The 5,010-nt window shown below is 64.3% G+C and carries 5 protein-coding genes; 1 reads left to right on the top strand and 4 read right to left on the bottom strand.

Annotated features, from left to right (window positions below; all coding sequences use genetic code 11):
• Window positions 1-115: 115 nt before the first annotated feature.
• Together EOA28_RS24570 and EOA28_RS24575 are read right to left on the bottom strand one after the other, a co-directional pair.
• On the bottom strand, window positions 116-1,099 hold the full coding sequence (locus tag EOA28_RS24570; protein WP_127251360.1) for a hypothetical protein: 984 nt from the start codon (window positions 1,097-1,099) through the stop codon (window positions 116-118).
• Window positions 1,100-1,229: 130 nt separating this feature from the next.
• Window positions 1,230-1,823 (bottom strand): TetR/AcrR family transcriptional regulator, encoded by a 594-nt coding sequence (locus EOA28_RS24575; protein WP_127251359.1) that lies wholly within the window; start codon window positions 1,821-1,823, stop codon window positions 1,230-1,232.
• A 120-nt stretch (window positions 1,824-1,943) separates the two neighbouring features.
• Between EOA28_RS24575 and EOA28_RS24580 the strand changes: the two genes are divergently transcribed.
• Window positions 1,944-3,161, top strand: a complete 1,218-nt coding sequence (locus tag EOA28_RS24580) for an MFS transporter (protein ID WP_128315376.1) — start codon at window positions 1,944-1,946, stop codon at window positions 3,159-3,161.
• 361 nt (window positions 3,162-3,522) lie between these two features.
• Here the strand turns inward: EOA28_RS24580 and ribB are convergent, their stop codons facing one another.
• Window positions 3,523-4,623: a 3,4-dihydroxy-2-butanone-4-phosphate synthase gene (gene ribB, locus EOA28_RS24585; RefSeq protein ID WP_127252857.1), complete on the bottom strand. Its 1,101-nt coding sequence runs from the start codon at window positions 4,621-4,623 to the stop codon at window positions 3,523-3,525.
• Between the two features lie 136 nt (window positions 4,624-4,759).
• Window positions 4,760-5,010 (bottom strand): chorismate synthase (locus EOA28_RS24590; protein ID WP_128315377.1); only part of this gene is annotated, 251 nt, incomplete at its 5' end.

A 5,010-nucleotide genomic window follows, 5' to 3' on the forward strand; every position in this document is an offset into this window, starting at 1 on the left:
GCATGGCTGGGCCAAGCGTCTGCCGCTGCCCGAGTTGGTGATGAGCGAGACGTTTCGCGGCGCCGGCGAGGCGCCGCTCAAGTCGGCGATTGCAAGGCTAGGTCGCCAGCAGTGATCAAGCGGCCCGGGGCGTATCCCAGCGCGAGCCGCCGCCGAAGGAGCCCAGCGCCTTGTCGCGCAGCTCCCTGAATTTGGACGAGGCCTCGGCGAGCCGCGTGTCCCATTCGGGGTTGGGCACCTGGCCTTCGATGGCTTCGAAATAGACCTGCATCAGCGAGGCGATGGCGAAGGGCTCGATGAAGGCCGCCTTGAAGGCCCAGGCAAAGACGATGGCCAGCACGAAGGCCCAGCCGGCCAATTGTCCGGGCATGACCCACAGGATCGCGGCGGCGGGCGCCAGCATCAACAGGAAGATGACGAAGGACACGCCCCACATGATCACCGCCAGCCACACGGCGTTCTTGACCATGTGCTTGCCGTTCTGGGCGTAAAGCACGACGCCTTGCCGGGCCGTCTCGAAGGGCGAGTTCGAATTGATGCGGATGTTGTAGCCGAGGATGATTTCGTCGACATAGGTCAGAGACAGGCGGATCACCGTGTTGATGAAGCTGACTAGGCCGCTCAGGCCCGGAATGGGCAGGAAGGCGGCAACGCCGCCGATCAGGCCGGTGATGGCGCGGATGGCGCCCTTGACCAGCTGGTCCACGACGAAAAGGATGTTGGCCTCGGCGAAACGCTGGCTGACCACTTCCTTGGCATAGGCGATCTGGCCCTGGCCGTCGGGCACGTCATGGCCGTCGATCAGATGTACCATGACGGCGATATGGCCGGCTTTCAGCACATAAAGGATGTATTCGCGGATCCAGTAGACGGCGATCGACACGATGCCGAAGCCGACCACGCCACCCCACAGCGCAAAGGACATCGGTCCATCCGGATCGGTCGAGATATGACCGACACCGTAGCCGACGCTGGCGCCCGTGCCGGTCGCCATGATGTAGGCGACTGTGATGCCGAAATAGACGATCATGCGAAAGACGATGAACGGCCATGTCCGCATCATGATGGACACAGACCGGCCAATGCTGAAGTCCCACATGGCCCCGACTCTCCACGCCCTAAGAGATGGCGCAGGAGGATGCGCTCGCCCCATAGATTGTCAATCGCGGCAGGGTTGCACCGGCCCAAAACCGGTGCACAACGCGGTGGCTTGGTTACCCAAGCGTGCCTCAGGGCTTTTGGCGTAAGCCTTCGAGCAGTTGCTTGAAGGCGGCGATCGCCTTCTTCGAGGTGGCTTCCGGATCATTCGAATTGGCGATGCGCTGCGCGGCCTGGCTGCTGGCACCATTGATCAGCCGCGAGGTTGTCTCAGGGTCGACATCGGTGACGACCACGCCCTCTTCCTGCAGCTTCGTCAGGTGGTCGGTCATCGAGGCGATGCAAGCGCTGGCATTCGGCCACTGCGCCGGGTCACCGAGCACCGCCGGGCCGTCGCGGAACATGATGCGCTGGATTTCCGGCTCCAGCGCCATCTCGATATAGGTGGTGCACTCGTCGACGAAATGCTGCCAGCGCGTCGGCGCCCTCGAGGCCACCTCGTTGACGCGCAAGGCCATTTCGCGGTCGATCTCGGCGATCACGGCCTGCAGCAGCCCCTTCTTGTCGCCGAAATGATGGTAGAGCGCGCCGCGCGTGAGGCCGGCCGACGCGGTGAAATCGTCCATCGAGGACTCGGCATAGCCGACCGTGCCGAAGGCGTGGCGGGCGGCCGCGATCAGCTTGGCGCGCGTCTCGGCGATCATCTCCTTGCGCGGTCTGTGCATGGCTCTGGCCCTATTCACATACGCTTCGTATGCCAATCGACATACGCGGCGTATGAACTATCTCACATTCATACGCAACGTATGTAATTGTGGTATGCACCCTTGTCGAGGAGCAGGATCATGCGAAACCCCTATGTGGACATCTTTCGGGCTCCTGGCACGAAAGGCTTCGCCACAGCCGCCTTCGCGCGCTTGCCGATCGCAATGGCACCGATCGGCATCGTGGCGATGCTGTCGCAGACGCATGGCGAATATTGGCTGGCCGGCGCCGTCTCGGCCACCTATGCGCTGGTCAACGCTTTTCTTTCGCCGCAGGTATCGCGGCTGGTGGACCGCCGCGGCCAGACGGCGATCGCAGCACCCATGACGCTTGTCTCGGCGCTTGCCTTCGTGACATTGATTATCGCGGCCAACCGGCACTGGCCGGCTTGGACCTTGTTCGGTTCGGCCCTGCTCGCCGCCGCCATGCCCAGCATCCCGGCGCTGGTCAGGGCGCGCTGGACCGAGATCTTTCACGATCGGCCGGAGTTGAACACCGCCTTCGCCTTCGAATCGGCCGCCGACGAGCTGGTCTATGTCGCAGGCGCCTCGCTGTCGGTGGGGTTGAGCGCAGCGCTGTTTCCCGAAGCCGGCATGGTCGTCAGCACACTGCTGCTTGCGCTGGGCTCGGCGGCATTCCTGCTGCAGCGCTCTTCCGAACCACCCATCCGCCCGGCCGAACATGGCGCGACCGGTTCGGCGATCCGCCTGCGCGCGGTCCAGATTATCACCTTCGCGCTGATCTTCGTCGGCGCGACCTTCGCCACCACGGAAGTCACCACCGTCGCTATCACCAAGGCGCTCGGCCAGCCCGAGGCGGCGAGCCTCGTCATCGGCGTCTATGCGCTGGGATCCTTCGTGGTTGGAATCATCGTTGGCGCGCTCAGCCTGAAGGCGCCGCTGCAGCGGCAGCTGGCGCTCGCGGTCACCGTGATCGCGCTCACCACTTTGCCGTTGCTTTTCGTCGACACCGTGCCGACGCTGGCGCTGGCGGTGTTCGTCAGCGGCGTCGCGATCTCGCCGACCTTCATCACCGCCTTCGGCCTGATTGAACGCCACGTGCCGGCCGCGATGCTCACCGAGGGCGTCACCTGGGTAACGACCGGCATCGGCATCGGCATGGCGCTGGGTTCCTTCGCCGCCGGCTGGATGGTCGACACTTTCGGTCCACAGAACGGATTTTGGGTCTCGGTGGCTGCAGGAGGGGTCGCACTGGTCACCGTGCTTGCTGGTCAATGCCGGCTGGCGACGGACGATTGCGATGTGGACAGAGGCGAAGCGGTGGCGCCTGCGGAGTGACGGTTATTTGGCCGACGTTGCGGTTAGCCCGAGACCTACGCGACGTCGTCATCCACGGGCGAAGCGACGCGCAGCCGAGCGGAGACCCGAGGATCCTTTCCGTGACCTTGATCGTAGGACGCTACGGAGCGGAATTCTGCACTGTCGCAACGCGTGAAAGTCACGGAATGGATCCTCGGGTCTGCGCGCGTCGCTTCGCTCCTTGCTCCGCCCGTGGATGACGACGTCGGATAGGTTTCGGCCAATCGCCTGCGTTGCGGAGGGTTCGGACAACCGCCTATGTCGCCGAGGCTTCGGTCAGTCAGCGACACGCGGGCTGCAACGCCGCCGTAGGGCCTCCCGCTCGTCAACCCTTTGACGACTAAAGAATTTCGGTCTTGGCGATGTGGATGCCGAAGCCCTCGAGGCCGACATAGTGGCGCTCGCGCGAGGCGATCAGGTTGATCGAGGAGATGCCGAGGTCCTTGAGGATCTGGGCGCCGAGGCCGATCTCGCGCCATTCGTTCTCGCGGCGGCGGGCTTCCTCGTGATCCTCGCGGTCGCCGCTTAGCGGCCGCTTGCGCTCCTGGTGGGCGACGCCGACCGAGCCTTCGCGCAAATAGACGATAACACCGCGCCTGCGCTCGCCCATCGCCTTCATGATGCCGTCAAGCCGGTGGCTGGTGCCGAACACGTCGGTCACGACATCCTCCGGATGCAGGCGCACCGGGACCTCCTCGCCGTCGCGGATGTCGCCGAAGACGACCGCCAGGTGGTGCATGGAATCCCATGGCAGCGTGTAGGTGAAGGCCTGCGCCTTGCCGCCTGGCGTTTCGATGTCGGAACAGGCGACGCGCTGGACCAGGGTTTCCTTGCGCTGGCGATAGGCGATGAGATCGGCCACCGACACCTGCTTCAGGCCATGCTGTTCCGCGAAAGCCTGCACTTCCGGCCCGCGCTTGACGGTGCCATCGTCATTGACCAGTTCAGAAATGACGCCGACCGGCGGCAGGCCGGCAAGCTTGCAGAGATCGACCGCGGCCTCCGTATGGCCGGAGCGCATCAAGACGCCGCCTTCGCGCGCGATCAGCGGGAAGATGTGACCGGGGCGCACGAAATCCGACGGGCCGACATTGCCGTTGGCGAGGTTGCGCACGGTCAGCGTGCGGTCGTCGGCGGAGATGCCTGTCGTCGTGCCATGCTTGAAATCGACGCTGACGGTGAAGGCGGTGGTGTGGGCGGAATCGTTGTCCGCCACCATCGGCGCCAGATTCAGGCGCCTTGCATCCTCTCGCAGCATGGGCGTGCAGACGATGCCGGAGGTGTTGCGCACGATGAAGGCCATCTTCTCCGGCGTGCAGTGCACGGCGGCGACGATCAGGTCGCCCTCGTTCTCGCGTCCGTCATCGTCCATGACGACAACGATCTCGCCGCGCTCGAAGGCGCGGATCGCTTCGACGATCTTCTTCTGGTCGTAAGGCATAAGTGCTCGCTTCGCTCGCAGGGGAGTACGGGAATAGGGCAGTAAGGCAGTAGGGAAAAGGAAAAAGTTTGGCGGGCTGCGGGCGGCAGCATTAACCTACTGCCCTACTGCCCTACTGCCCTACTGCCCTGCTGCCTTACTCCCCTCCCTTCCCCGTTTGTCCTCTGTGCCGCAGATAATGATCGGCGATGGCGCAGGCAACCATGGCTTCGCCGATCGGCACGGCGCGGATGCCGACGCAGGGGTCGTGGCGGCCCTTGGTCATCACCTCGACATCCTTGCCGTCCTTGTCGATCGATTTGCGCGGCGTCAGGATCGACGAGGTCGGCTTGACGGCGAAGCGGGCGACGATCGGCTGTCCGGTCGAGATGCCGCCCAGTATGCCGC

This window comes from Mesorhizobium sp. M2A.F.Ca.ET.067.02.1.1 (assembly GCF_004023285.1).
In the GTDB taxonomy this organism is placed as follows: Bacteria; Pseudomonadota; Alphaproteobacteria; order Rhizobiales; family Rhizobiaceae; genus Mesorhizobium.

Coding starts and splice junctions, on each gene's coding strand:
- EOA28_RS24570 (WP_127251360.1), bottom strand. CDS start 1,099: ATGTGGGACTTCAGCATTGGCCGGTCTGTGTCCATCATGATGCGGACA.
- EOA28_RS24575 (WP_127251359.1), bottom strand. CDS start 1,823: ATGCACAGACCGCGCAAGGAGATGATCGCCGAGACGCGCGCCAAGCTG.
- EOA28_RS24580 (WP_128315376.1), top strand. CDS start 1,944: ATGCGAAACCCCTATGTGGACATCTTTCGGGCTCCTGGCACGAAAGGC.
- ribB (WP_127252857.1), bottom strand. CDS start 4,623: ATGCCTTACGACCAGAAGAAGATCGTCGAAGCGATCCGCGCCTTCGAG.